Origin of the sequence: Natrinema sp. H-ect4, assembly GCF_041894845.1 — an archaeon.
Taxonomy (GTDB): Archaea; Halobacteriota; Halobacteria; order Halobacteriales; family Natrialbaceae; genus Natrinema.
On sequence record NZ_JBHDYC010000010.1, the window covers coordinates 100561 to 126227 of the forward strand.

Consider the following 25667-nt stretch of genomic DNA (forward strand, 5'->3'; position numbering starts at 1 on the left):
TGATCGTCCGATCGGTGGATCGTTAGTTCCTCCCTGCGATTTTGAACTGTCGGTACCGTATATGTGACTCACACCGGTATGCTCGAGTGAGAATGAAACAAGACGGACCTGTGGCTTGTCGACGGCGTCTGCTGGCCAATAGACGCAATTTCCGAGCAATTGACCGATATATAACTCGTTTGATTCCCACACGCCGCTTCGGTCGGATCGCCCCTGACGGACAGTCTTCGGGCCCATCGCGCGCTGACCCCATCGATCGATACGCATGAGCGCGACCGAATCGGATTCCGAGCTCGACGAGGCCACGGATGAGACCAAAGAGACGAGCGAGGACGAGCGAAGCGACGAGAGCGAGGAGACGGCAGCCGAGAGCGCCATCTCCGAGTTCCCGCCCAGCGCGAAACTCGTCTACAAGGTCCTCGAGTACGAGGGGCCGCTGACCCAAGAGCGGATCGCCGCCGAATCCAGACTGTGTCCCCGGACCGTCCGCTACGCGCTCGGCAAGCTCGAGGACGGCGGCCTCGTGACCAGCCGCGTCTGTCTGGAGGACGCCCGCCAGTCCAAGTACCGGATCGGCGAGTAGCGAACGGAACGCATACCGGTTATCCCGCTTCAACCGGCGCGGAGCACTGTCATCGAGGGCGGTTCTATAGTAGCCACTGAACCGATTCACACACTGATCGGACAGCCGTCGTTCGATCAGGTATGCAATGACGTTCAGTGGCTACTATAGGTGAGGGGGGTGGGAGTGCGACAGGAGTGCCATTTTTGGCGGTCAGGTCGACTCGGTGCTGGTGTCGCTCGAGTTGCACCGGTGTCTTTCACACCACCGGTTCGCCAAACCGCTATCGGCGGGAACGGGGGAGGAGAGAACACTTTAGACGGAGCACCCAAGAGAAACCCACAGAGCGAGAGCAATGAGTCAGGGCTTCATTGAAATACTATTTGGCGACCCATTTGCCGTTATGAATACGATCGGTCTGGTCGCGTTTGCACTCGTGGGGGCATCAAAGGCGATCCGTGAGGAGTTCGACGTATTCGGGATTACCATCGTTGGACTGGCGATGGCGTTTGCTGGTGGAGCGACACGCGATCTTCTCGTGACGCGAACTCCGTTAGCACTCCAGTCACCGATCGAAATCAGTCTGGGGCTACTCGGAGTCGGCTTGGCGATCGCGCTGAGCGTCGTTCTGACGTCTCCGGAAACACATCCAGTTACCCTTGTTTCGGATGCTATCGGCCTTGCTGCCTTTACCACGACTGGTGCCATCGTCGCAACTGAGGCGGGCGTTTCAGCGTTTGGTATCGTCGCTATTGCGACGATCAACGCCGTGGGCGGTGGTGCGTTTGCAGATATTCTTCTCGATCGACCCCCGTTTATCCTCTTCGAGGATTTCTATGCGAGTTGTGCAGTCCTCGGTGGAAGCGCATACTGGCTGGTGGGGACGGCAGGTGCTACCGGAAGTACGGCTGCCGGGGTGTGTGCGGTAGTGACCGTTGTGACTCGGTTAGCTGCGGTTACGTACAACTGGAATCTCCCGACAGCACAGAAATTAGGAGTATTGCTGACTCAATTCGATCACAAATAATGGGCGAAGCGCTGCTGAGTTTGCATGCGTGGTCACCGTCCGGCGGAGGTGAGGGACGTATCGTCCCTTACGTATAGTTCACAACTCAATTCGGCTCGAGAGCCTGAACACTCACCGAGATAAAGTAGACGAACATAAACAAGAAGAAGCCCACGATAAGCGGAATGAGCCGGGCATCGATGACAGCGAGTCCCAATACTCCTACTATCGCGATTCCACTGACGAAGACCAGAATAACGAATACACCGACTGCATAGTAGAACCGAAGATCGGATTCGAAGTATTCTCGTATTCCCATGTTTATCTGTTGATAGCTGGCGGAGAAAAGTGTGTTGTTAGCATCCGACGCCGAGTTGCGTGTAAATCCCCTCGTCGTTTTCGAGTTCGTCAACGAACGTGACGGCGAACTCGATCAGTACGTAACTCGTTTCCGTGGTTCCTCTAGTAGTCGCGGCCCTAGTTCTGCTACTCTTGAACCTCGATCGTTCCGTCAGTGGCCACGGTGACGAGCATATCGTCGATCGCAAATGCGATGACCAGTTCCGAACTCGCGGACTCGAGAAGTGTATCGAGGGCGTCCGGGTCGAGGTAGTCTCCAAACGTAAAATCGACCTCAGTGGGATCTTTCTCGACATGGTCTGCAATCGTTTCGATCACCTGGACACTATCGGGAGCCGGAGGAGAAGCGGACCGAGGCCCCGTGTCGCGCTCAGTCATGGGTATACAAGGTAATACTGTAACCCTTGTATAACAGTTGCGATATTTAGGAATTACGCTCGAACGTGATCTCCACCGGTGTCAATTTGTTCCCGGCGAATTCGTTCAGCACGTCCGAGGGAACGTCGGTGATCTCTCCGTCGACGGAAAACGCTATGCTATCTCCGTAGATTGTAATGTCCACATCGTCGAGTTCGACATTTGCGTCGTCTGCAACATTGATAGTTATCCCCATGTCCCTTCAAAGCAGTGATATAATATAAATAGATGACGAAACGGCAATCGAACTATTATCTATCTGATACTCATCATCTAGACTGCCGATATATCGAGTTCCGTCGGTCGGGGTTGTTCCGGGGACGCGTGGACAGCTGTGACAGCAGGGACGCTACCGGTGTTTCTGATACTGATCGACCAACAGGTCGACGCCGAACGAACCCGACGTGATCTCGTAGTGGGTCTCGAGGCGCGGGTTGAACTTCGCTTTGTACCGGTTGATGCTCGGGACGCCGGCTCCGACGAGGTCGTACTCCTCAATTCCGTCGCGGAGGCCGTCGCGCATGACGTGCCAGTCCAGCAGATCATTGATCGCGATATCGACGTCCGCGTCCGGTTTGACCCCGCCCTGCCAGCGATACCGAATCCAGTCGGATTCGACAACGAGGATCCCGCCGAGGAACTCGCCGTCAACGCGACAGACGTAAGGACGGATCGCACCGTCGGGGAGCTGTTCGTGGAGCGACCTGGCGAAGTCAGACTGCAGTCGGAACGGTTGGCCCTGGCTCTCGTAGCGTTCTCGAACCTTCTCGACAATGCGTTCGACGTCATCGGAATTGCCCTCCTCGATCGTGTAGCTGTCGTCGTCGGCGTTTCGGATGTTGCTCCGGGCATCGCTGCTGAACCGCCCCAGTAGCTCTTCTTCGGTCCCCTCGAGGTCGACGACGTACGTGTGACAGGGTTTGACATCGTACTCGTTCCAGACGAATGGACGAATGTCGTCGAACTCGGCGGTGACGAACTTGCTGTACAGCGGCGATATTTCGGCGTCGATCCGGTCGAGACAGCCCTCGAGGAATCGCTTAATCCGGCGATCTGCTTTGCGCTGTTTGAGCTTGTCGACGTTCAGCAGGGCGGGTCCGAGGTACGATGTCCAGGAGTGTGGTGCTGGAGAGAACGCGGCGGTCACCGGGCCTTTGGTGTACTCGAAGACGGGGAAGATCCCGACCGGCTCCTGCCCTTTAAACCCGGCGAGCAGGTACGGGGTCGTTCCGGTGTATTCGGCCTGCAATCGGAGCGCTTCCGTCCGGAAGAACGGGTTCGACCCGTCGGATCGTTCGACGTACCGATTCCACTCGTCACCGTCGGTTCGCGGATCGAGGGTTCGGATTTCGACGCTCATAGGTAGCCCAGGTCAGAGAGTCGGTCTTCGACGGTTCCCTCGTCGGTCGCCCTGATCGGCTCCGGATCGTAGGCCGGGTACGATTGTTCGGTGCTCCAGTCGACGGCCGGAAGCGCTTCGCCGTCCATCGCGACATCGATCGGCACGTCGAACAGCGAACAGATCGTCGGCGCGATATCGAAGATCGTCGCCCCCTCGAGCGCGGCGGACTCGTCGAACGCCGGCCCGGCGGCAGCGACGACGCCGGTCGGCTTGTGGTTCCACGGCTCCATCGGCTCGCCGAAGCGCTCCGTGCCGAGATCGGCGGCGATCGCGTTGTCGAATCCCGCCGGAACTGTCAGGATGTCGGGTGCCTCGTCGACGTACGGCCCCTCGAAGTACGTCTCCCTGGGTTCGACGGCGTCGAACATCGGCTCGCCGTCGGGCGTCCGGACGGCCGACAGCGTCTCGATGAGCTCATCGCGGACGCGCTCGTACGCCGCGGCCGGAACCTGTCCGTTCGGCTCGCGCCCCTCGAGGTTGATCCGGACGCCGAGTTCGCTCTTCGAGCGGACGTATGCTCGAGAGTTCGGGAAGTCGACCTGTTCGCTCGCCGCCCGGATCATATCGTTGGGCACCCGCTTGCCGATCGGTTCCTTCAGCCCGACGCGCTCGAGTGTGTCCGCAATTCGCTGGGTCGTCAGCCCAACGGTCGCGGCCAGGTTCATCGCCCGCTCGAGCGCACCGGGCCCGGAGTCGCCGGCGACCGCACCCTCGAGCAGATCGTTCTCCCATGATTTCGACCAGTCGGGCATTCCCTCACCCCCGCTCTGGGCGCTTACGTAACCCGCGTCCCGGAGGAACTCGTTGACGCGGAACCCGTCGCCAGTTACTTTTCCCATACCGTGATCACTGACGATCAGGACGTTTTCGGGCTCCGTCCGCTCGAGCGTCTCCTCGAGTTGGTGGTCGACCGCCCGGTAGACCGCTTCGATCGCCTTCTTGTCTCCCGGTCGCTCGTGAAACACCGAGTCGGTCTGTTGAAACTGGAGGAAGCCAAAGTCCGGTGCGATCCGCCGACAGAGGTATCGGAAGGCCGTTCCTCGGAGTTCGATTGTCCGCTGATAGCCCTCGATCGAGCGGTCCGGAAACGGCCCGCTTTGCGGGTATATCCAGTAGTCGCCACAGGCGAGTTTCACGTCCTCGAGGATCCCGTCGGGGTGACAATCCGGATCTTCCGGGGCGGTCAGTCCCGGAATCAACGCGCCGTTGAACGCACGAGGCGGATGGGTCACCGGGACGTTGACGACGACGCTCGAGAGCCCGTTGTCGCTCAGGAGTTCCCAGACCGGTCGTTCGCGGACGTGGGTCGCGTTGACCACGTCCCAATCGTAGCCGTCGAAGGAGAGGAAATCGTACACACCGTGTTTCCCCGGGTTTTTGCCGGTGTACAGCGACGGCCAGGCACTGGCCGTCCAGGGCGGAATCTGGGACTCGAGGGGTCCTGCAATGCCTGTTTCGAACAGCCGCTGTAAGGTGGGGAGTTCGTCCGACTCGAACATCGGCTCGAGCACCGGTCGACAACCGGCGTCGAGTCCGACGACGAGCAGACGAAGGTCGTTATCGTCAGTCGAACCTGCCATGGACGCGATGTCTGCCCGCCCGGGCTTTGTTATGCAAGTGCTTTCTCCGTCAGTTCGGTATCGCGGAGCGAGTGAGCCGGCGAGCATTGGCTGTAAGTAGCCATTGCCACTCGGTCCTGAGCTGTATCGTCCGGTTCACTAAGACCACGCGACTCCCAACTGATTCGATAACCGCTGCTCTCGGTATCGATTCACAAAGCGGTCACACGTATGATCACTACTACCCCCTCCGTCTTCGATCTCTCCCGCTCCCGGTCGGGTACGGGAGGAATCGACTCCTTCGTCGACCGCCACGCCCCCGATGTGGCGTACACGCACTACGGCTCCGGGAAAGCCGCGCTCAGGGACGGGCTCGCCGGGGTCGCCGATCCCGACGGAAACGTCGTCGTTCCGGCCTACCTCTCGCCGGCGATTGCCGAACCGTTCTGCGACCTCGGGCTCGAGACGCGCTTTTACGCGATCGAGGAGACGTTGGCTCCCGATTTCGGCGACCTCGAGGCACGGATCGACGACGACACCGTCGCCGTCATGTCCGTCAACTACTTCGGCTTTCCACAGCCCGGCCTCGAGCGGATCGCATCGCTGACCGACGAGTACGACTGTTACCATATCGACGACAACGCACATTCGCCGCTCAGCATCTACGAGGGGACGCTGCTGGGGACGGACGGCGATCTCGGCATCACGACGCTACGGAAGCTGCTCCCGGTTCCCGACGGAGCGCTGCTCTATCGATCCGACGAGGAGATCCGCGAGCGGTATTCCCCGTCGTCGCTCGCCGGGCAGTCCGATCGCGTCGGGAGCGTCGACTGCCGGTTCCTCGCCACGTCGGTCGCCGGAGCCGTCCTCGAGACGAGTCCGTCGCTCTACCGGTCGGTCGAGTCTGCTCTCTCCGACGGTTCTGATGGCTCGAAATCGGTCGATCCGAAGGCGAGATACGAGGCCGCGAAAGCACCCATGTCGAAGCTCTCGGCATCGATCGCCGACGCCGCCGACCCGGACGCGATTCGAAAGCGGCGGCGGGAGAACTACCGAACATGGCGGGAGGTCTTCGGCGACCGAGACGACGTGACGCTGCTGTTTGACTCGCTACCCACCGGGATCTCGCCGTACGAATTCCCCGTCCGGGCCGACGGTTCGGCCGCGATTCTCGCGGAACTCGAGGCGGCCGGTGTCACGGGGGCCCACACCTGGCCGATACTCCGAGAGTCGGTCCGGGGGAACGACGAGTATGAGACTGCAAACCGGCTCTCGCGAGAGCTTGTCGCGCTTCCCGTCCACCAGGGAATCGAGCCGTCCGCGATCGATGCCGTCGGCGATCGTCTCCGGCGATAGGTAACAGCGATTCGACGATGACGGTGAAACGACGGGACACTCGGAGTCCGATACCGTCCCCGCCGTTCACTCGCCGGCGGACGAGTGGGTCAGCTCCGCGCGGACATCCTCGGACAGCGCGTACGTCCGTTCGCCGGTGCGCTCGAGTATCCCGTCCGTCCGCAACTCCGAAAGGAGACTCTGCACCGCGACCGTCGACCGGTTCACCCGAGCCGCGATCGGCGCCGCCTCGAGCGGCCCGTCCTCGGCGAACACGGCCAGAATCTCGCGCGCCGCACCGACCGAGCACTGCGATCCCTCGCACGCTCGAGTGACTCGATCGCGGACCCACGGAATCTCGAGTAGCTCCGCGAGTTCGCGCTCCTCGTCAGCGACGACGAGCGTCGAATCGTCGGTCACAGCCGCGTTTGCCCCGCTCTCGCTGTCCGAACCGGCGCCAGTGCCAACGGGTGTGTAGCCGAACTCGATGTCGTCGCCGCCGGCCTGCAGAATGGGTGATTCATCGTCGATCCCGCTCTCGGCGGTCCCGTTTCCGTCGGCGCCCTCGCGCTCGAGGTCGCGAACGACCTCGCGTAACTGTTCGTTGTTCGTGCGAAGCGTTGACAGTTCGTCCTCGCGAGCCGCGAGTTCGGTCTCGAGGCCCTCGATCCGGTCGTCGCGCGCGTCGAGTGCCTCCCGAAGCTCGTCTCGTTCGGTCTCGAGTTCGGCGATCTCCTCGTGGAGCCGACGCAGGTCGTCGCTCGAGCCAGGGAGCTCCGACTGGACCGTGTCCGTGTTCTGTAACGCGTCGGCCATCTGTCTGGCCGCACTCGAGACGTCCCGCGCCGAGGACAACTCGTCCTCGAGGGTCTCGATCCGTTTCTCCTTTTTCTCGAGTTCGTTCTCGAGTTCGTTGATCCGGTCTTGCTCGCGGTCCTTGCGCTCGGAGATGTCCTGGAGGTCGCCGACCAGCGTGTCCGAAACGGACTTGAGTTCGGGGCGCTCGAAGTCCTCGAGACCGGGCGTCGCGCCGGCGTCGAAGGTCCGCTTGCGGCGGAACTGGACCTTTCGGACGTCGGCCTCGGTCCAGTCGGTCTGCACGAACGCCTGCCCGTCGTCGAGGTCGGCGACGAGTTCCGAGTACTCGGTGTCGATGATGCGGCCGACGACCTTGGTGTCGTTGTCCCAGGTTAGCCGGTGCCAGACGAGCCAGTTCGCCTGCGTAATGAAGTCCTTCTTGACGTCGGCGGGTCGCTGGCTGATCCCCAGGATTCCGAGGCCGTGTTTCCGGCCGCGCTTGCTGATCTTGATCAACAGGTTCCCCGTCTCGCCGACGCCGCCGCCCTCCGGAATGTACTCGTGGACCTCCTCGACCACCAGCAAGAACGGCTTCTTCATCTTCTTCTCCTTGACGAACAGCTGGCGGGCGACCTCCCGGAGTAACTCATCGGCCACGCTCTCGTCGAGATAGCCCGAGACGTCGAGAATGACGGGGACGTTCTCCTCGAGGGCGATGGTCGCCATCTGTTCGGCGTGTTCCGGCCCGATCTGGATGTCGCACTCTTCGTCGGCTCCCGCGTGGAGCATCTCGTACTCCTCTTTGAGCCCGTAGTACTCCCCGTCGGTGTCGACGATGAGGAGGGGATAGCCCGCCTCGAGCAGTTCCTCGGCGATGACCGACGCGGTGTTCGATTTGCCGGAGCCCGATTTCCCCGTCACGAACCCGCGACCGGTCAGCAGTTCCACGACCGGCAGTTTCAGGTTCGCGCCGTCGGCCGTTTCGCCGACGAGAATCTGGCGCTGGGTCCCTCCGTCGCTCACCGCTCTCTCACCCCGCGACCGCGTAGCTCGTTCATACTATCAGTACAGTTCGAATACGCGACCTTGAATATTGGCCTCGGTTCGAGGTCGCATTCGTGGGGCCGTTCTGCCTCACTTCCCTCTGCCCACCCGTCCCGACTCATACGGTCTGCTGTCAGTCAGTTCCGGCGCGACCGTGATCCGGCCTGCGGTCGCACCGGTACATCGTTACAGCAGACCGTATCAGTCCTCGCTGCGCTCGACGGCCTGCTCGCGGACCGTGATCCCCTTTCGACCCAGATGCTGGAGCTGTTTCCGGGCGAAGTCCTCCTCGCGCGTCCCTCGAGTCGCAAGGACGTAGACGAGCGCGCCACCGGCGGGACGCATCGTCCGCCCGGCGCGCTGGGTCCCCTGTCGCCGCGAGCCGCCCAAGCCGGAGGCGACGATCGCCAGATCCGCCGTCGGCAGGTCGATCCCCTCGTCGCCGACCCGCGAGATGAGTAGCAGGTCACGCTCGTTCCGGCGGAACTCCTCGAGTAGCCGCCGCCGTTCGTGATGTGGCGTCTCGCCGCTGAGGAAGGGCACCTCGAGCGCCTCGGATAACTCCCGGCCCTGATCGAGGTAGTCGACGAAGACGATCGCCTTCGCGTCGGGGTGAGCCGACAGCAGATAGCGGACCTCGTCGATCTTGCCCCGGTTTTCCGCGGCGATGCGGTACTTCTCGCGGCCCTCGGCCGAGCCGTAGGCGTTGGCCTGTTCGTCGTCGCCCCACGGCACGTAGCGGATCTCGAGTTCGGGTTCGGCGACGAAGCCGGCCTCGAACAGCGCCTCCCAGTCGGTGCCGATCGGCGGCCCGACGAGGGTGAAGATCTCGGTCTGGCGGTCGTCCTCCCTGATAGGGCTGGCGCTGAGCCCCAGGCGATGCTTGGACTGTAGGTGCGTGCTCCGCCGATACACGTCCGAGGGGACGTGCTGACACTCGTCGAAGATCACCAGCCCCCACTCGCGGTCGTCGAACAGCGAGCGGTGGCGGTCCATCCCCGCGATCTGGTAGGTGGCGATGGTCACCGGCCGCACTTCCTTCCGGCCGCCGTGGTACTGGCCGATCTGATGGGGCTCGAGCGAGGTGTACTCCTCGATCGTATCGGCCCACTGCTGTGCGAGGTCGCGACTCGGGACTAACACGAGCGTCTCGCCCTCGACGTGGGCCATCGCGCCCATTGCGGCGACGGTCTTCCCGCTGCCCGGCGGGCCGACGAAAACGCCCTCACCCGCCTCGGCGAAGCGATCAACCCAGGTCTGCTGGTAGTCCCGCAGCGACACGTTCAGGCCGATCGGCAACTCCTCGCCGGAGGCCAGTTCGCGGTGGTCCTGGACCGGATACCCGGCTTCGTAGAGGATGCGCTTGATCGCGGCCTCAGAGCCCTCCTGCACCCAGTCTTCGGTCTCGGAAATCGGCGCGTGGACGTGTTCCTCGTCGAGTTTCTGCCGGGCGACGTTGCCCATGATCTCGGGGCTCTGTGCCTCGAGAACCGTATACCCGTCATCGTGTGTCACCAGCCGGAACTGGTGGGCGCGGTCCCACTGACTCTCGACCCACTCCTCGAGCGCATCCGACCGCTGGCCCAGCGCCTGTCGCATCGTCCGCGCGAGGTCCTCGAAGGAGTCGTGGGGCGTCCCCCAGATATCGGCCGGTCGAACGACGTAGCGGTAGCCCTGTTCGCCGTTCGCATCCGCGAGGTGAGCGAACTGCGATAGTTGCGCGCGCGTGAACTGGTCGGGCCGATCGACGACGATCTCCCGCTGTTTCGGAAAGACGACCACCCGTTCTCGATCCGTCAGGTCCTCGAGTTCGGTCGGGTACCAGACGACTGGATCCGTCGAGACGGCGTGGCGCTCGAGGTCGCCGCGCTCTGCGAGGGTCTCGAGCCGTTCGTTCGCTTCCTCGTGAGGGAGCTCGAGGGCTCGGGAGACGGCCGCGGCGGTGAGAACCGGCCGTCCCTCCTGCTGACTGGCGTCGTGGAAGTCGGCGATGGTGAACTCGTCGGCGGTGGGTTCTTCGGCTGCGCCGTTCTCCTCGCCGAAATCGCTCTCATCGACGCCGTCCGTCGGATCCGCGTCGCCCGCCGCTGTGGGCTCGCTTCGCTGTTCGTCGGCAGGCGTCGAAGAACGTTCGTCGGTCACTGCCCGGTCGTAGCGGCGGTGGGGGTAAACCGATTTCGCTCGCCGATCACGGCCAACAGATATGCTGGATGAGAACGTACGTCGTCGTATGTATCGTGCGATCCTCCCCGAAGGTCAGATCGTCTGCGAGCGCTACGATCACACCGACAACGGACTCGAGCTATACGACGATGACGACCGGTTCCTCGCGTTCGTTCCCTACAGCAACCTCCACGCACTGCTCGACGAGGAGGTCTACGAGGAAGACGAGAACGACCGCTCGATCATGTGACCGGCTGCTGATCGATCGCCTCGAGTTGCTCGCGATATCTGTTCCGAACCGTGACGACGGTCGTCTGGGCAGTGTCGGCGACCGCTCGCTGCGGGATGGTTTCGTCGCAGAGCAATCCGGCGGCGTAGATCGCCGCGGCGGCAAACCCGGTCGGTGACTTGCCCGAGTGGAGCCCCTTCTCGGTCGTGAGATCAATGATCTCGACGGCCTTGGTTTCGACGTCCTTGTCGACGTCTAGATCAGAGCAAAATCGCGGGACGAACTGCCGAGGGTTCGTCGGCTCGAGGTTAATATCCAATTCGTCCGCAATGTAGCGATAGGTGCGACCGATCTCGCGTTGGTCGACGCGTGAAACCGACGTTACTTCCTCGAGGCTCCGGGGTATGTCCTCTTTACGACACGCGGTGTAGAGCGCACTGGTCGCGACGCCCTCGATCGATCGGCCCCGGATGAGGTCCTGCTCGAGCGCCTGCCGGTAGATGACGCTCGCAGTCTCCTTGACCGGCTTTGGGACGCCTAACGCGCTCACCATCCGGTCGATCTCGGAGAGGGCGTATTTGAGGTTTCGTTCGCCCGCGTTTTTCGTTCGAATTCGTTCCTGCCAGACCCGGAGCCGGTGGAGCTGACCGTGTTTGTCGGCCGACATCGAGTGACCGTTCGCGTCCTTGTTGCGCCAATCGATGGTCGTTGTCAGCCCCCGATCGTGCATCGACTGGGTCAGGGGCGCGCCGACCCGCGAGAGTTCGTCGTGCTCCTGGGCGTTGAACGCTCGCCACTCCGGGCCGTAATCGATGGGGTCCTCGGTGAGAACGAGGCCGCATTCCTCACAGACCCGTTCGCCGCGGTCCGGATCGTGGACGATCGTATCGGTCTCACAGTCTGGACAGAGACCAGCCTCGACCGCCTCCGACTGCGATTCGGTGCTGGCGTGATCGATTATAGACCGCGTCATCAGTATCCGACCGAAACCGTGCAGTCACTGTAAGGGGTTCACATGGTTTCGCGGGAAACACCGACTTACCATTCTGACGCCTGACTGTCAGGAAGCGTATTCACCGGATGGGTTCGGGGAGCATCTACGTAACAGCCAGTAAGGAGTCCCGTCGCCGACGCTAAACCGAGCGGCGACGACGACCGACGCGACCGTCACTCTCGAGCAAACAACCGTGACGGTCGCGTCGAGACCGTGTCCCATCGGTCGTATCCGGGCGAAACGGCCGTCACCGGTCGCTTCGACCCACATAGGTTCGTGTGACCATACTACATGAAATGCGGGGATAGTCGACTCGAGCAATCGGCGTAAATCCCTCTATTCGATGTGTAAACCCGTCGTTCGTGTGTGAACTGTCGATCGACTTTATATCCGATCGGCCGAACGATCGGTATCGCTGCCGTGTTGTCACTCAGTTCCCCGAGTCGCGTCGGCATCAGATCCGTTCTCGGCCCGCGTCTCCGTACCCTGTCGATACGCGCCCACAATCGATCGGTACCGACCGACTTCGCCGGCGACCGAGAGCGGCCGTCGCGACGGCGAGAAGTCACCACTGTGGCTCCCTCCGGAAGCCGTTCCGTACGTCCTTTGCAGCCGGTGCGAAACGTGGCCGTTTTTAAGAGTATCTCCGTTGGTGTTCAACTTGGTGTGTCAAACGTGATTTGGACCCGTCGTTCGAACGTACAGCGGTCATCGTCGAGCCGGTGCTCCGGTGGCTTTTCCTGCCGTGTACTGGGGACAACGAACGCGAATGGGGTCGCTACGATCGGAGGGTCGCGATAATGTCGTCGGTAGATACGTCACTTCCAGATGAGATCGCCTCGGTCACCGACGAGACGGACGAGCGGCTCTCGAAGGACGTCATTTTCGAGCTCTTAAAGAATCGCCGTCGGCGCGAAGTCCTCGCGTACCTCCTGGACGCCGACGAAACGGTGACGCTCGGCGAACTCGCGGAACAGATCGCCGCCTGGGAGAACGACACCGATATCAACGCCCTCAGCTCCGACCAGCGGAAACGAGTCTATGTTGCCCTCTATCAGACCCATCTTCCGAAGATGGACGACGCTGGTATCGTCGAGTACGACCAGGACCGAGGGTTGATCTCGCTCGCGGACAACGCCGACCTGTTAATGATGTACCTCGATACGGATACCCATCGACAGGATCGATGGGATCGGTGGTATGCGGGGCTTAGCGTGGCCGGCGCGTCCCTCATCGGTGCGGCGTTCCTCGGGATTCCGCTCCTGTCGGCCGTGCCGATGACCGCCCTCGCCGGCCTCGTCGTCGCCGCCTTCTTCTGCCTCTCGGTCGCTCACGTTGTTCGGAACCGCCATCACGAACGCAACGTCGACGGAAAGCTCTCTCGTATCGAGTAATCCCACGCGACGGCAACCGTGCCGTGGCTGCGACGAATCTGCTCTCTGCTATCGTGATTCTATGGGAGTCACTGACAGTCACTGCACACTCCATCGTGCGATCGGTGAGCGAAGCGAGCCGTGAGCAAACACCGTAAGCGAGAACCGCGGACTGTGCGATCGGTGTGTGAATCGTTTCAGCTGGTACTACAGTGACGCGGTCGTCGATTCCGTGCCGATCGGACGGCGAATCGTCCGGCCGGCCGGATGTTCGCGTTCGTCACCGTCTCGATTTCCGTTCCGGCCTCAGTCACCATCTCTGTTTGTTCCCGGGTTCCCCGCCTTCCCCACACGGATGGACGACGGAATCGATCCGTTCTCACACGGCGGTCTCCTATCGACCGCTAAGAAGGCTTTTTATTACCCGCTTCCGTACATTCATCTGGCTCCCGACGACCGTCATCCAGTACCGGAACAGTCGCGTGCCAGCAGCTGTTCTCGGCGCGGGAGCCTTCTGACACGACCGATTCGCCGACGTGCGCGAATTTCGTTCCCGCAGAGTGACTATAGTAGCCACTGAACATCGCTGTACACCCGATCGCACGATTGCGTTGCGATCAGTATATAAATCGTTTCTGTGGCTATACCGTCTCGAGTCGACTGCCTCGCGGGCGAACGCCCCGAGACGGTAGTCGATCGATCAGAACCTCGTGCTTCAGGTCGGTTACGGCCGATCACCGCATTCGGTAGCCCGGATCTGGCCATCGTAAACGCGGCCATTACTATGACGCTGACTATCACGTCTCCTAATATGGTTGGCATCACCGGGCGAACGCCGGATGCAGACGACGGATCGTTCGCCGGATCGCTCGAGCCACTCGTTCACACGGATCGGTACGAGGCCGACGTGGTCCTCGAATCGGCGTCTCGTTCGGTCGGGACGACGGCGTATCCCGAGTATCCGATCCGAATCGTCGAGAACGACGAGTACTGGGTCTGTCTCGAGGGCCGGATCTACGACCGCGACGACGAGACGCTCGAACGCGAACTCCTCGAGGTTGGGGCACACGTGCTCGCGGCCGACGGCGACGACGAGTTCCTGACCGAGTGGCTACTCGAGACCGATGGCGAGTTCCTGCTCGTCGCCGCCGACAAGGAAACCGACCGGCTCGGCTTGCTCAATGATCCGCTTGCTCGGCTGCCGACGTACTACTTCCACGACGGAGAGACGTTTCTGTTCTCGCGGGAACTGCGCTATCTCATCAACGAGGCGCCGATCGAGGGGTTCGATCCGATGGGCGTCGCTCAGTGTCTCCTCTTTGGCTACTCGCTGGGCGACCGGACGCTGATCGACGGGGCGAACCGGCTGCGTCCGGGGACGAAACTCACCATCGATCCGGAGCGCGGCGCGGTCACGGAGACGACGCTCCACCGGTTCGACTTCGGTGAGCCGGCCTACGCGGATCGAAGCCGATCGCGAAACGCTGCCGAACTCGTCGATCGGTTCGAACGGGCCTGCCGCCAGCGATCGGGCGACGCCACTCGTGACGTAATTTCGTTGAGCGGGGGGCTCGACTCGCGGTCCGTGCTGGCCGGGTACCACGCAGAGGGGATCCCGACGACTGCGGCAACGATGGCCTCCGACGAGTTCGTACCGCCGTCCGACGTCGAACTCGCTCGAGAGTTGGCCGAGGCGTTCGATATCGACTGGCAGCGCTACGATGTCGGGCCGCCCAACGGGTCGGATCTGGACCGAATCATCAAGACGAAAAACGGACAGATCGGTCTCTTGACCTCGTTTATCCTCGATTTCTTCCGGCAGCTTCGCGAGGAGTACGACGCTGGACTCACCTACGTCACCGGCGACGGCGGGGACAAGGTGCTCCCCGATCTCACTCCCGCGACATCGATCGACGACGAATCGGCGCTGGTCGACTATGTCATCGCGGAAAACTGCGTTCTCTCGCTCGAGGAGGTGGCCCAGATTACGGGGCTCTCCGTGGACGCGATTCGGCGGAGCGTTCGTGATCGGCTCCGACTGTACCCCGAGACCGATCCCGCCTCGAAGTACGTCCACTTCCTCGTCTACGAGCGCGGCGTCAACTTCCTGTTCGAGGGTGAAGACCGGAATCGATTCTTCTTCTGGAGTACGACCCCGTTTTACTCGATCGACTTCTTCCGGTACGCGATGAACTGCCCGCCCGAGCAGAAGACCCGGTACAACCTCTATCGGTCGTTCCTCACGGAACTCGCGCCCGCCGCCGCGGCGCTGACTCATCCCGATTACGGCGTCCCGGTCGCCTCGACCCGCCACGAGGCCGCGGCGTTCGTCGACGATCTGCTGTCGCGATATCCACGGGTGTTCGATGTCTTGCGACCGATCATTAAATCGGTCAACGGTCTCGAGACGGAGTCCCAACTGAGACCGAGCACGGTCGACTGCATTCGAACGCAGATCGAACAGTGCGGGGCCGTCGACGACGTGCTCTCGACCGACGAACTCCACGCGTTCCTTGACGCGCACGCGGACCGCGATCGGGTGTCGGTCTACCGTCTCTTCGCGCTCACCTCGCTTATCGACGATATCCACTCCACGGAGAGCGTCCTCGAGTCACGGCGGGATGTCGTCTTCGGGTGACTGTCTCGCTTGCCTGTTCGACAGGTGAATAGTCAGGTCACAATTCTGGAGTACGTGTTTGTTCTCCCGCTTCTGACAGTTGCGAAACCGCTACTGTATTTATACAATAGTATATGGCACTGAACAGATATGCCATCCCGCCGCAGACGTCTGATTTTCAATATAAGAAACCGTGACTAGACTGTGTAATTAGAGAAAATATCTACGGTGATATAATGAAAATCACAAAATCTTACTGATAGTGAGGCAGGAAAGTTTATGGTCTGGTAGTGTTCTCTCTCAGATCGCATGGCACGCGACGAACCGGTACGGGACGCAGACGGTCCCGCCGAACCGACAGTCAGTGACGACGAACAGAGCGAACACAGCATACTCGACCGGCGATCGTACCTGAAGTTAGCCAGCGCAACGGCCGTCGCAGCGGGCGTCGGGACGAGCGCGGCGAGCGCGGCCGAGGGTGACTACGAAGTCATCGAGGCGCGCGGCCAGTCGATCAGGATCGACTCGGGCGAGACCTGGGAGAACAAACTCATCGACTTCGGCGATCGAAACAACATCACGATCACCGCCAAGGGATCGAACTGGACGATCCGGAACATCGGCTTTACGGGCACTATTCCCTACAACGAGACTATTTTCGGGGTCTGCGATTCCGGCTCCGGAACGTCGGTGATGGAGAACATCTACTTCGGCGAGTCGACCGGCGAACAGCCAAGCAGCGAGCGCTCGATCTGCATCTGGGTCGATCCCAGCCACTCGGGGCACCTCGACGTGACGAACGTCAACTTCAACGTTCCCGGAAACAACGGTATCTACGGCTCCGCGCCCGCCTACAACGGCGACGGCGGGACGATCGCACTCGAGGGCTGTTACGGTAACGACTGCCATCACACCGCGTTTCGAATCGGTGACTGTGGCATGTCCATCGAGAACTGCGTGAGTTACAAGAGCGGGACACGCGCGGCGAACCGCAACACTTGGGTCTGGGAAGGCAACTACGGCGGCGGCGCGACCGTCCGCAACTCCCACTTCATCACGAACGGTACGGGCGGCTCGGTCGTGACGAACGGGAGTCCGAACCTGACGCTCGAAAACGTCCACACCGACGACGGCCGCGGCGACGGCTCGAACCCGCAACACTTCGTCCCCGACGGCTGTCCGGAAAGCGGTGCGGAAGCGGCGAGCGGCGGGAGCGCCGGAAGCAGCGGGGGCACCTCGAGCCCGCCCGCGGACGACGAGGACAGCGAGGATGAGGACCTCCCCGAGAACACTCTGACGGTCACCGGGACCGGTGATGCGACGGAGTACTACGTCGAGACCACCGACGAACTCGTCGCCGATCCGAACGCCGACTCGCTCGAGGTTCACGACGAAATCACTGGCACGAGCGCGTCCGGCTGGGTGACAACGTCGTCCCACGTCGATAGTTACCGCTTCGCCGGCGACCTCCACGAGGTCGCGTTCCGGCAGGGCTCGGCCCGCGTCGAGGTCAACGGCGAGGTGATCGACCCCGATCAGTACAACGGCGATCAACCGAGCCTCGAGAACACGCTGCTGGTCGACGGGATCGGCACCGCCGGCGGAACGAGCTACGAGTTTACGGTCTCGGGGGCCGTCGAAAAGGCGACCGTCGAGGGAGCCACGATCGACGACGAGGACGCCATCGACGGCGGCCACGTCGCGGGCGGCGTCGCCGGCTGGCGCGACGGGTTCCGGTTCGGCGGCGACCTCGAGGAGCTCACCGTCGACGGGGACGCACGCGTGCTCGTCAACGGCGAGGCGGTCGATCCGGCCGACTACGGTCAGGAGCAGCCACACGTGCTGACGCTGGTTGGCAACGGGTCGGCCGCGAACTACGAAATATCGGTCGACGGCACGATCGACACGGTCGCCGGCGACGATTCAGAAGCATTCGCCACGGTATCCTCCGGGACCACGGTCGAGGGATCGATCGAGCGCAGCGCTCAGCGGTTCCGGTTCTCCGGGACGCTCACCGATGTCACCTTCATCGACGGCTCGGCACACGTCTACCTCGACGACCAGCGAATCGACCCCGATCAGTACGGCGAGCAGGAACTACTCCCCAACGCCATCGTGATCGACGGAGCCGGCACCGACGGCGAGACGAGCTACTCCTTCGATATCGACGGCGATGTCGTCACCGCGAGCTACCGCGACGCGTCGGTCGACCCCAGCGACGAGATTGAGGGTCGATCCGTCACTGGCAGCGTCGACGACGAATTGGACGCCTACTGGTTCGACGGCGACATCACGGACTTCCGACTCCGCGGCAACGCGAACGTCGACGTCCAGTACAACGCCCGAAGCAACTGACCGGTCTCAACCGGTTTTGACGGAACCGCTACTCGAGAGGACCGCGTTCGGATCCTGTGTCCTGCGCGCGATCGCGTTCGCGACAGCGGTCGCCACCGTCCGCCGAGTTCATACGGTCTGCTGTACCGATTACTCGGAGCAAACGCGAACCGTCCTGCGGTTGCTCCGGAAATATAGTAGCCACTGAAACGATTTACACACTGATCACAACGCACTCATTCGAGGAGATGTGCAGTGACTTTCAGTGGCTACTATAGCTTCCAACAGTCCGTATCAGACCGTGTCCGCCTGGATCGGATCGCTCGATGGGCGATCGATCTCCTCGGTCGACTCGAGTGCGGTGCGACAGACCCGCTCGAAGTGTTCAGCCTGGGCGGTCCAGCGAAACGCGTGTGCGTCTTCGCGAGCCTGCGCACCGAGGCGCGACCGGAGCGACGGGGATTCCACGAGCATCGTCAGCTTGTCCGCGAGATCCGGGGGATCGCCGACGCGGGCCAGCAGACCGTTTTCCCCGTTGGACAGGTAGGTCCCAATCCCCTCGAGATCGGTCGTGACGACCGGGAGGCCACAGGCCATCGCTTCCAGGTTCGCCATCCCGAAACTCTCCTTGTGGCTTGGGAGACAGAACACGTCGGCCCCGGCGTGGTACGCCGGGAGGTCAGGGTGGGGAACCTCGCCGTGGCAGACGACATCGTCGTCAATCCCGAGGGCCGCGGCCTGATCCTGAATCCGGGTGCGTTCGCCCCGCCCGACGAAGTGGAGTTCCTGCCGTCCATCGAGGGCCGCGACCGCCTCGAGCAGGTCGTCGATCCCCTTCGATTCGACGAGTCGGCCGACGAACAAGATTGCCGGGTCGTCGCTCTCGAAAGCGGGCTCGATACCGGGCCGAAACGCCTCGGGATCGATGCCGGGCGCGATAACGCCCTCGAAGTCGTAGCCGAACGTCTCGGTGAGGTTCTGGGCGGTATCCGGCGAGTTGGCAAGCAGCAGGTCCGTTTGCGAAAACCGGTCGCGAAGCCAGGCCGCCGGTGAGACGTCCGAGGCCTTGTGAAACGTGTAGACGGTCGGCACGTCGACGAGGTTCGAGAGGAGCAGGTCGTCCAGAAACTGGGACGTACAGAGCACGTCGAGCCGTTCGTTCATCTGATCGATGACGTCGTTACGGGCCGCCCACAGCGTCATCAGGAACTTCTTGCGGTTCTGGGTCCCGAGGGGGTTGATCGGGTCAGTCACCCGAGAGAGATGGTCGTCGAACGACGGGGTCTCGACGATCCGCACGTCCGACTCGAGCAACACGGGGGAGAGCTCACCGCGTCTGGTGTACAGCGTTACGTCGTTCGTCTCGCTGAGTTCGACCGCCATCCGCTGCGTGTAGACGGCGATCCCTCCGGCGTGGCGCGTGCCCGCCGCGTCGTGATAGAACCCGATGTGCATACGACAGTAGACGCATATCAACTGGTTTGTTATTACGCTCGTACCGACAGTACAACCCGCCTATCTCTCCCGCTGGATGTCTGATATGGGACTTTGCGGCGTGAGAATCCGAATCGCGGTCAGGTCGCTCGGCGCGTTCGAGCCTCGCCACTCGAGCAACGGCGAGGGAGCGAAACGGGAAAATCGAGTCGTACTATGGAGTCGTATTAGTGGTCGCGCGCGTTGTACTGGACGTCGACGCTCGCGTTGCCGCGGAGTTGGAAGTCCGTGATGTCGCCGTCGAACCAGTAGGCGTCGAGCCAGTTGCCGACGGCGCCGCGAACGGCTCGACCCTCGATCACGTCTTCGTCGTCGATCGAGGCGTTCCGGTACTCCGACTTGACGACCGCGCCGTCGACCTCGAGGGAGTACGTGCTCGGTCCGCCGGCGTCGACGCCGTCGATCACGAGGGCGTGTGGAAGCAGTTCGTGTTCCCCGTACTCGCTCGGATCAATCGATTCGCCGTCGACCGTCACATCCGCCGCGCCGTCGCTGAACGTGAGGTCCGTCAGCGCACCCGAGAACCGGAAAGACTGGGTTTCGTCGGTGAGCGAACTCTGAACCGTCGACCCCGAGACCGTCGTCGCGTCCGCTTCCGGCTGCGCGTCCGACGCGAGTTCGATCGATCCGTCAACCGTGATCTCGTAGCTCGTCGGCGTCCCCTGTCCCGCGACCTCGAGGACGTGTGGAAGCTGTTGCCCGACGTCGGCCGGATCGACCGCCTCGCCGTTGACGAATACCGTTCCGGGGCCGTTGACGGTGAGTTCGGCGAGGTCGCCGTCGAACCGGAAGGCGTCCTTCCAGTCGGCCACGCCCCCCTGCACGGTCGCGCCGTCGATGGTGTCCTCGTCGTCGATCGAGGCTCCCTCGTAGTTGGCGTGTTCGATCGCACCGTCGACCGTGAACTCGTATCGGGTCGCGTCCGACGGATCGCCGTCGACCAGGAGGACGTTCGGCAGTTGCGAGCCCTCCTCGTTGCTCGTCGCCTCGTCGTTGGCTCCGCCGCTCGAGCCGGCGGATTCGGTGCCCGATGCGGCCGCCTCGGGCGATGTCGGGACGCCGTCGGGAATCGAGAGATCGGGCTCCCTCGAGACGTCGTTGCCGATGGAGACCGTGGAACCGTTTGCCTCCCGGATCTGTCCGCGATAGCCGCCGCTCTGGAAGTCGACGCTACCCGCGGAACCGTTCGCGCCGGCCACGAGCGAGTACGGGTAGGGGCCGTCGGCGAAGTGCGAGTCGCGGATGGTTACGGTACCGCCGTTCCAGACCCAGACGGGGCGGCCGTTGGTCTCGCCGTAGCCGCCGTAGCCGCGCCCGTAGTCGGTATCGTCGTTGTAGGCGACGCAGTCGATGATTTCGTCGTCCTCGCTGCCACATCGGAAGGTGGTAACGCCGTTGTTCTTGCCGAAACAGCGCTCGAATCGGACGCTGCCGCCGTACGGCGTGTTGGAACAGTAAAAGCCGTTGTTCGGGTATCCCTGGACGTTGCAGTTGCGGAAGGTGAGGTCCGCTTCGCTTCCTCGGTGCATGAATACGGCACCGGGGCCGTGAACGAAGCTCGCGCCTTCCTTCGTCGCGCCGTCGCCCAGATAAATGTTCTCGAAGAGGATGTCTCCCTGCCCGGCGTTGATCGAGATCATGAACGAGTCCCCGCGATAGAGACCTTTGAAACCGATATTCCGAACCGCCGAGTCGGCTCCCTCGACCATGATCAGGAAACTCTCACCGGTCGTGAGGTCGATCAGTTTGTTTTCGTACGTTTCGCCGCGGTTGACCGTCACCGTCTGCCCGCGCGCCTCGACGACTTCGTAGTCATCTTCGACGGCGCTCGCGGCTCCAGTTAGCGTCGCGGCCGCCGTCGTCGCACCGGCCAGCTTCATATACGATCGCCGGTGTAGTAATTTCTCGTTACCGCCTTCGTCGGTCGCCTCCGCGTCGGTGGAGACGGACGACTCGTCGTCCAGTACCGAAGGGTCGCGTGCCATGCAATCAGGTAATTCGATACTACCGGCATAAACTTTCCGTATTTCTGCCCTTAAAATTTACAGACTGTATCTATTCTCTGTACTATTTCTAAAAGTTTGAGTGGTTTTCGGACACGGAATTATATGTGCGGAACATTCTTGTTTTCGTATCAGTATACTCGTATTACCAGGAAACGGGCGCCGAAAGCCGGTTTATTCTGGATGTCCGTTACCGGTAATACGATATTACTTTGCAACGATACTCAAAATCCACCCGAAAGAAGCGATCGTCTACAGCTGCTTTGTCTCTCGAGAAACGGATCCCTCGAATCCGGATGCACAACCACCTCCTGCGGACTGTGCGATCAGCGGGAAATCGTTTCGGTGACTACTATACTCCTCATCGAAGACGGCTCGAGTCTGTGACAACCTCGAACGAGAAGTGAATACGGCGAGAGTGTGCCAGCGCGGATCGCGGGAGGGCAGCAACGATCCGCACTGTGGAGGAAGGGCGCGTCAGCGGGGAACGGATCGTGTGGCGGGATGCGTCAGCGGGGAACGGAACGTGTGAAGGGATGCGTCAGCGGAGAACGGATTCAGTTCGAAGCGCCCGATGCGGCGGCTTCGGGGGAGGTTGGAACGCCATCCGGGATGACTGCCTCGGGATCGGTACCGACGCCGTCGCCCAGTTGGACGTCCGAACCTGCTTCTTCGGAGATGCCGGCCCCCTCGTCGTAGTCGGAGTTCGTCACGGAGACCTGGGTAGGGCTTCCGTTCGCACCGGCGACGATGGCGGAGTTCTGGCCGTTCATCTCGATCTGGCAGTTGTCGACCTCGATCGTCCCGGGGGCCCACGCCCAGATACCGCGGCCGACGTAGCCCTCGCTGGCGTCGACGGAGACGCTGGAATTGGTCACCTTGCTGCCCTTGGTGGCCAGTCGGAAGTGCGAGACATAGCAGTTCGCGGCGAAACTGCTGTCGATGTGGATCGTACCGCCGCCCTTGTTGCCGGGTGCGGAGGCGTAGATTGCGTTGTCCGCGAAGTTCTGGATGTTGACGTTTTTGAAGTCGATGTGGCCGGAGTGGTCGGGAGCGACCCAGAAAGCGGTCTGACCGTGCCCGTTCGGGTTACCGTTACCCGTGCTCGAGCCGTCGCCGAGGTAGACGTTCTCGACGGTACAGGTCCCGCCGGCGGTGTCGGAGATACCGAAGGTGGCGGAGCCGGTGCCGGAGGTATTCTCGCCCTTGAATCCGACGTTTCGGATCGTCCAGTCGCTGCTGTGGGCCGTGACGATGATGTCCTGCCCGGTCGTCATGTCGATGAGTTTGTTCTCCCAGGTCTCACCGGCGCCGATGGTGATCGTCTGTCCCTCGGCTTCGATGACCTCGTAGTCGTCCTGGGCCGAAACTGCACCGGCACCGCCGAGTGCGGTCGTCGCGGTCGCCACCGCGGCGAGCGAGCGAACGTAGTTACGGCGGGTTAATCCGGAATTTCGGCCTGTCGTCGGAGCGGATTCCGTTTCGGACGTACGGGGATTCTGCGCCATACATTTTCGTAACACCAGCTTACGCCCATAAACTTTTCCTTGTCACTATGGCTTAAATTTACAGACATAGTTACTAACTTTGTAGAAACTCGCACAATCTATGCATCTTCGTTCTCGAATATACGAATGATCACGCGGTGTAACTACGGCGTGCAATCACGGGTTTTCTCGAGAAACGAGGGAATTCCTCGGTGTGTGGGGTTCTCCGAGCTGAATTCGACGAGTTGCTTCCTGCACCGTTTTTTCGGTGGTGACGCTGTTTCATTCGGACAGGAGTCCGTTTCCTCGGTTGTAATACCCTATTACCGGCCGGAACGCCGACTGACGTCACCGTCGCCCGTCAGTCACTCCGTCCGCACGATTGACGAACAGCGTCGAACCACCGCGGTCGCCAGTGAGCTGTCGATACCGGACTCGGTACGACCCGCCCCGAGTGTGCGTTCAGGCGCTGCCCAACGCACGCGTATCATCATCTATATCTCGAGTCGGATGACCGACGACCGAGTCGGACTCCCCTCCGGAGGGGCCGTGATCGACCCCGACAGTGCGAGAGCGACGATTCGATACCGAGCACGAGAGGCAACTTCATCGCTCGACGTACCGGTTTGCTCTCTCCGAAGAAACGCAGTCGCGCTGGGCGATGAGGGACCCCTACGGTGCGCTATCGATCGCGTACATCTCGAAGTCGTCGTTCGAGATGACCTTGTTCGCGCCCGGCTCGGTGTCGAGTCCCTCGAGGGCCCTCCTGTCGTAGTTGAGTTCACGGTAGACGTCGAGTTCCCGCGACTCGTCCCAGTCGGTGACGACGAAATAGTACTCGTCGGTGGGATAGGCCCCGCTGTAGTTGCCCTCCGAAAACACGGTGGCGTTGACGGAGCCGGTCGCGGCCGACGCGCCGCTGATCGTGTCGCCGCCGGAAAGTCCGTTGATGCCGTGGTCGTATCGATAGGGGTCGTACCCCATCCCCGCGTAGGGGACGTCCTCGGCCCCGTGATCGAACCCGTTCTCGTAGCCGCTCATCATTTCGCCGGTCACATGCTGGCCCGGGTTGTAGATCAGCGGCGACGTGAACACCGTCATGAGCCCGAGGACGAGACACGCCCCGAGTACCAGCGCCGTGACTGCGTTCGCGCCCGGTCTCGTGATCACGCTCGAGAGGCCGCCAACGAGCCCTGCGAGGCCGATGCCGGCCAGGATCGTCAGGAGCACATATATGAACCCCATCTGCCGGAACGCCATCGTGGGCGTCCCGAGGAAGTAGACGAGAAACATCGCGGAGAGCGGGAACAGCGCGAACGCGAAGTAGTTGACGAGGGATCTGGTCTCCCCGTCGAGGCTCGTCCGGCCGAGCCAGACGACCAGGATGAAACAGCCGACGATGAGGCCGATGATCGCCGCGTCGAGGAACATTTTCACGAACAACTCGGTGAGGCTGCCACCGATCTCGGTCAACGACGTCCCCCGCTGGTCGACTTCGGTGCCGCCGCCGATATCCTGTGCGAGCAACCCGGTGACGAGGCCGCCGACGGCCTGCCTGAACCGCTCGTTGCCGAGCGCCCAGAGCCCGAAGAGGGCCCCGAGGGAGAGCGTATGAACGTAGGTCGTCGGATGCTCGAGCATCGGGTGGTCGTCGTAGCGCCGGCGGGCGAGATACTGGACGCCGCTGATCGCGCCAATGAGAACGACGACATTGAACATCTGTTGGGGATGCACCAACAAGAGCGCGAGGCCGGTGAGAAAGATGAGGACACTGAACGGCGACACGTCGAGCGGGAGTCGCTCGAGCGTCGAGCGCCGGTGGAGGTAGGCGACGATCGCGAAGAGCACGGGCGGAACGAGGAACAGCGCGTTCGAGTTGGTGTGAACGCCCATGTGCGTCGCGATGTTGTTGATCGGCAGCACCATCCAGGAGACGATCGCGGCGAGGCCGACCGCCAGCCCGTCGCCGGTCATATCGCGGACGACGAGCGGGACGAAGATGACGAAGGGGACGAAGAGGACGACCATCCCGATCAGGAGCCCCCGTTCGATCGAGGCACCGCCGGCGAAATGCAGGACCGTCGCGATAGCGTGGAGTCCCGGATAAAAGAGTTCGTGCGGCGCGGTTCCGCCGGTGACGATGTCGCGCGTCCACCCGAGGTGCGTGAGTGCGTCGCCCATTCCGGCGAACCGATAATTCCTGAGTATCGGGAGGCTCACGATGGCCGTGACCGTCAGTCCCCCGAGACCGATTCCGAGTCCCTGCTGACGGCCGCGACAGGACAGGGTCGTTCCCACCGCGACCGCGAGTGCGAGTGCGAACCCGATCCAGGTGATCGTCGGAGCGCCCGCGTAGACCGACGGCTCGTAGGCGGTCGCGGGGTTCGCCCTCGCCACGAGGATCCCCATCGCAACCGCAAGAAAGCCGATCGCGACCGTCACATTGAGCGTCGATCGTCTCATGCCCTCTCACCGAGTTCGGACGGCCCA

General features: G+C 62.1%; 19 protein-coding genes. 7 read left to right on the top strand and 12 right to left on the bottom strand.

Annotation, left to right across the window (positions count from 1 at the left end; all coding sequences use genetic code 11):
* Positions 1-265 precede the first annotated feature (265 nt).
* Positions 266-583 carry a helix-turn-helix domain-containing protein gene (locus ACEWFR_RS14395; protein ID WP_098726366.1) on the top strand — a complete coding sequence of 106 codons (318 nt, stop codon included), beginning with the start codon at positions 266-268 and terminating at the stop codon, positions 581-583.
* A gap of 334 nt (positions 584-917) precedes the next feature.
* Positions 918-1589, top strand: a complete 672-nt coding sequence (locus ACEWFR_RS14400) for a trimeric intracellular cation channel family protein (protein ID WP_374061706.1) — start codon at positions 918-920, stop codon at positions 1587-1589.
* An 85-nt stretch (positions 1590-1674) separates the two neighbouring features.
* On the opposite strand, the gene ACEWFR_RS14405 is transcribed toward ACEWFR_RS14400, so the two are convergent.
* The 5 genes from ACEWFR_RS14405 to ACEWFR_RS14425 form a co-directional block, all read right to left on the bottom strand.
* Positions 1675-1887, bottom strand: a complete 213-nt coding sequence (locus ACEWFR_RS14405; RefSeq protein ID WP_374061707.1) for a hypothetical protein — start codon at positions 1885-1887, stop codon at positions 1675-1677.
* Between the two features lie 167 nt (positions 1888-2054).
* The gene (locus ACEWFR_RS14410) at positions 2055-2306 is read right to left on the bottom strand and encodes a HalOD1 output domain-containing protein (RefSeq protein WP_374061708.1); all 252 of its coding nucleotides are present in this window, start codon (positions 2304-2306) and stop codon (positions 2055-2057) included.
* A gap of 46 nt (positions 2307-2352) precedes the next feature.
* The gene (locus ACEWFR_RS14415) at positions 2353-2541 is read right to left on the bottom strand and encodes a hypothetical protein (protein WP_374061709.1); all 189 of its coding nucleotides are present in this window, start codon (positions 2539-2541) and stop codon (positions 2353-2355) included.
* Positions 2542-2694: 153 nt separating this feature from the next.
* Positions 2695-3705, bottom strand: coding sequence for a lipid II:glycine glycyltransferase FemX (locus ACEWFR_RS14420; protein ID WP_374061710.1), 1011 nt, complete (start codon positions 3703-3705; stop codon positions 2695-2697).
* On the bottom strand, positions 3702-5327 hold the full coding sequence (locus tag ACEWFR_RS14425; RefSeq protein ID WP_374061711.1) for an alkaline phosphatase family protein: 1626 nt from the start codon (positions 5325-5327) through the stop codon (positions 3702-3704). The genes ACEWFR_RS14420 and ACEWFR_RS14425 overlap by 4 nt, the downstream gene beginning before the upstream one ends.
* A gap of 210 nt (positions 5328-5537) precedes the next feature.
* Here ACEWFR_RS14425 and ACEWFR_RS14430 point away from each other — a divergent pair, with 210 nt between their 5' ends.
* Positions 5538-6662 carry a DegT/DnrJ/EryC1/StrS family aminotransferase gene (locus ACEWFR_RS14430; protein ID WP_374061712.1) on the top strand — a complete coding sequence of 375 codons (1125 nt, stop codon included), beginning with the start codon at positions 5538-5540 and terminating at the stop codon, positions 6660-6662.
* A 66-nt stretch (positions 6663-6728) separates the two neighbouring features.
* On the opposite strand, the gene ACEWFR_RS14435 is transcribed toward ACEWFR_RS14430, so the two are convergent.
* Entirely contained in the window at positions 6729-8462 is a 1734-nt protein-coding gene (locus ACEWFR_RS14435; RefSeq protein ID WP_374061713.1) for a helicase HerA domain-containing protein, read from the bottom strand.
* 222 nt (positions 8463-8684) lie between these two features.
* The gene (locus ACEWFR_RS14440; RefSeq protein WP_374061714.1) at positions 8685-10625 is read right to left on the bottom strand and encodes a DEAD/DEAH box helicase family protein; all 1941 of its coding nucleotides are present in this window, start codon (positions 10623-10625) and stop codon (positions 8685-8687) included.
* 88 nt (positions 10626-10713) lie between these two features.
* On the opposite strand from ACEWFR_RS14440, the gene ACEWFR_RS14445 reads away from it, so the two are divergent.
* Complete coding sequence (locus ACEWFR_RS14445; RefSeq protein ID WP_374061715.1) at positions 10714-10896, top strand: hypothetical protein; 183 nt, start codon at positions 10714-10716, stop codon at positions 10894-10896.
* Here ACEWFR_RS14445 and ACEWFR_RS14450 read toward each other — a convergent pair.
* Positions 10889-11848 carry a transcription initiation factor IIB family protein gene (locus tag ACEWFR_RS14450; RefSeq protein WP_273740341.1) on the bottom strand — a complete coding sequence of 320 codons (960 nt, stop codon included), beginning with the start codon at positions 11846-11848 and terminating at the stop codon, positions 10889-10891. The genes ACEWFR_RS14445 and ACEWFR_RS14450 overlap by 8 nt on opposite strands.
* A gap of 821 nt (positions 11849-12669) precedes the next feature.
* Between ACEWFR_RS14450 and ACEWFR_RS14455 the strand changes: the two genes are divergently transcribed.
* The 3 genes from ACEWFR_RS14455 (at position 12670) to ACEWFR_RS14465 (ending at position 18214) form a co-directional block, all read left to right on the top strand.
* Positions 12670-13263, top strand: coding sequence for an ArsR family transcriptional regulator (locus tag ACEWFR_RS14455; RefSeq protein WP_374061716.1), 594 nt, complete (start codon positions 12670-12672; stop codon positions 13261-13263).
* A gap of 790 nt (positions 13264-14053) precedes the next feature.
* On the top strand, positions 14054-15880 hold the full coding sequence (locus ACEWFR_RS14460; RefSeq protein ID WP_374061717.1) for an asparagine synthase-related protein: 1827 nt from the start codon (positions 14054-14056) through the stop codon (positions 15878-15880).
* 288 nt (positions 15881-16168) lie between these two features.
* Positions 16169-18214: a right-handed parallel beta-helix repeat-containing protein gene (locus tag ACEWFR_RS14465; RefSeq protein WP_374061718.1), complete on the top strand. Its 2046-nt coding sequence runs from the start codon at positions 16169-16171 to the stop codon at positions 18212-18214.
* Positions 18215-18487: 273 nt separating this feature from the next.
* Here ACEWFR_RS14465 and ACEWFR_RS14470 read toward each other — a convergent pair whose 3' ends face one another.
* The 4 genes from ACEWFR_RS14470 to ACEWFR_RS14485 form a co-directional block, all read right to left on the bottom strand.
* A complete protein-coding gene (locus ACEWFR_RS14470; RefSeq protein WP_374061719.1) occupies positions 18488-19648 on the bottom strand; it encodes a glycosyltransferase family 4 protein in 1161 nt (386 codons plus the stop codon).
* 206 nt (positions 19649-19854) lie between these two features.
* Positions 19855-21672: a hypothetical protein gene (locus ACEWFR_RS14475; RefSeq protein ID WP_374061720.1), complete on the bottom strand. Its 1818-nt coding sequence runs from the start codon at positions 21670-21672 to the stop codon at positions 19855-19857.
* A 575-nt stretch (positions 21673-22247) separates the two neighbouring features.
* Complete coding sequence (locus ACEWFR_RS14480) at positions 22248-23198, bottom strand: hypothetical protein (RefSeq protein WP_374061721.1); 951 nt, start codon at positions 23196-23198, stop codon at positions 22248-22250.
* A 651-nt stretch (positions 23199-23849) separates the two neighbouring features.
* Complete coding sequence (locus tag ACEWFR_RS14485) at positions 23850-25640, bottom strand: hypothetical protein (RefSeq protein WP_374061722.1); 1791 nt, start codon at positions 25638-25640, stop codon at positions 23850-23852.
* Positions 25641-25667: the final 27 nt, after the last annotated feature.